This window comes from Flavobacterium sp. (genome assembly GCF_965657075.1).
In the GTDB taxonomy this organism is placed as follows: domain Bacteria; phylum Bacteroidota; class Bacteroidia; order Flavobacteriales; family Flavobacteriaceae; genus Flavobacterium.
The window spans coordinates 1-2,354 of record NZ_CBFHMV010000057.1; the positions used below are offsets into that span (position 1 = coordinate 1).

The 2,354-nt window shown below is 31.7% G+C and carries 2 protein-coding genes; both read left to right on the top strand.

Annotated features, from left to right (window positions below):
• A partial coding sequence (locus tag ACTF56_RS12960; RefSeq protein WP_438967332.1) for a hypothetical protein occupies positions 1 to 188 on the top strand: 188 nt, incomplete at its 5' end.
• A gap of 577 nt (positions 189 to 765) precedes the next feature.
• Positions 766 to 2,004, top strand: coding sequence for a helix-turn-helix domain-containing protein (locus ACTF56_RS12965; protein ID WP_438967333.1), 1,239 nt, complete (start codon positions 766 to 768; stop codon positions 2,002 to 2,004).
• The last annotated feature ends 350 nt before the right edge of the window (positions 2,005 to 2,354 follow it).

Sequence of the window (2,354 nt, forward strand, 5' to 3'; positions counted from 1 at the left end):
ATTTTTTAAATGATAATACAAACAATCTTCAAAATGCTAAATCTCTGAAAGAATTTCCGGCTTTATTGAGTTTTAATCAAAAAGCCATGTTGATTAGAAATTTCGTTCCCCGAAGAGTTTCATTAAATTCCTGGCTTGGTATTTACAAAGAAAATCAGCTGGAAACCTTGATTTTAGAATATTTTTAAATTGTTTTTATATCTCTAATTAAAAACTATTTACCATCCGTGAAGAAAGTATTCTAAACCTAAACCGGACTTCTATCAACATGTAAATAATTGAGTATATCAAAAATTATATCTTTTGAATCATCCTTTTAATTTCCACCCTTTCTTCGTTTAGAAAGACTATTTATTTACATTTTGAATCACCTTGTTTAATCGTTTTTTTAAAAATGAAGGAAATAAAATTAGTTTTCACTTTTTTTGGATTTCAAATACAGTCAGTCGTTTGATAGACGAGTCTATGATCCAAAAAGCTTTTGAGGCATCTGAATAAAACTGTTTTGAAAATTAAATTTCTTGCGGTGTCGACACTACCGAGTACAATCCATCTCTTTTTAGAGCCTGTCCAAAACAACTATTTACAAAGGTCAATCATCAACGTTTACAAGTGTTTTGAATTCTACCTAAAAAATTGAACATAAAATTTAAGTTTTTAAAAAATGATAGCAAAAGGTTTTGTCGAACCTCAATAGTAAATAGTTCACGTTGCAGTTGATTTTTCAAAAAAAATATCAGAAATACTCTAAGATTCAAATTCAGAATGGAATATAGTTTATACATTTTTGCTTTTGGTTCATTTTTGTTGTTGGGTTTTTCGATCCACATGCTTTTTACCTCCATTGGAAATACCTATCTGAATAAATTGTTGGCTGCCATGATGCTGATGCGTGGGCTTCAAATCCTGTATTTTATTGCTATGAATACAGGACAGACTATTTTTATTTCTATACTATTTAATTTCTTAGGCCCCTTTTTATATGTGTTTGGAGCTTTTTTGTATCTGTATGTTAGGGGTTTTATAAGGGATGAAAGTCGATTCAAGAAAAAAGATTTACTTCATTTTATCCCGCTTTTATTAGCTTTTATTGATTCTATTCCCTGGTATTTTTTGGATAATGCCACTCGAGAGAACTTCATTACCAATATGATCGCTCAACGAGCTTTTTTCACAAATGAAAATTTTGGATTTTTCCCACAGCATGTTTCTTCTTTAATTCGAAACGGGTTATTAATAACTTATTTTATTTTAATTTGGCGAATAATCTTTGGGTCCGGAATGATAAAAACCTGGAAAAATAATTCGACGGTAACCAATTGGATTTTAATCTTTGTAGTAATAACTACACTTTCAAATTTGAATTTGTTGGTAAATTCTTTTATAAATATCTTAAGTGGGCCTTCAACTGGTAATCTGTTTTTGAGTAACTACAGAGTTTTCGTTCAATCCACTATTCTGTTAGGTTTTTTTGGATACCTATTTTATAATCCTAAGGTGTTGTACGGGTTTGTTTTTGTCTCAAAAGAATATGCTGTCGCCCGAAAATTAACAGAAAAAAAACCAATTGATCCCATCCAAGCCGATCAGCTCCTCGACAGCAATCTTTTAAAAATTTCAAAGTCCAATAGGAAACAAGCTCCGACTATCAGCGAAGAAGAAATTGAAGAACTAAAAAAGAAAATGATTTTGTTGATGGAAAGCGAAAAGCCATTTCTCAATCCTGATTACTCCTTGGGAGACTTAGCCAATCAAACGGCTTTACCCTCGCATCATTGTTCCTATATTCTAAATGAATATTTTGATAGGAATTTTAGGGAATGGGTAAACGGATATCGGGTGGATTTCTTCATTGCGCAGTATCCAAGTTTAATAAAGTCGCAAACTATTGTTTCCATTGCACTAGCTTCGGGTTTTAAAAATAAAAACACGTTTTACAGCGCCTTTGAAAAAGTGACTAGCCAAAAACCATCCCAGTATTTCAGCAACTTAGATTTAAGCTAATTTTTACAAGAAACGGTCAGTATTCCTTTAGCTACTTGCCATAACTCTTGTATTTCTTTGATTCTGAATAGCTATCAGAACTCTATGGCTTTTCACGAACCATTTACATTCGAGCAATCACAGACTGCAAGTCTGTTTTTTAGTCCAAGTATCGGATACTTGGACATATTCCTGCCTCGTCTTCATTTTTTTTTAACTGTCTTAAAGACTTTTGTACAAGTCAAATTCTTCTTCTTGGCTTACGGAAAAAGATCTGGAGTATTAAAAGAAAAAGAGTCTTAAGAATTATTTTAATTCCACTCAAACAATGAAAAAAACAGTTAAAATTCTAATCGCAGCAGTACTCGCAT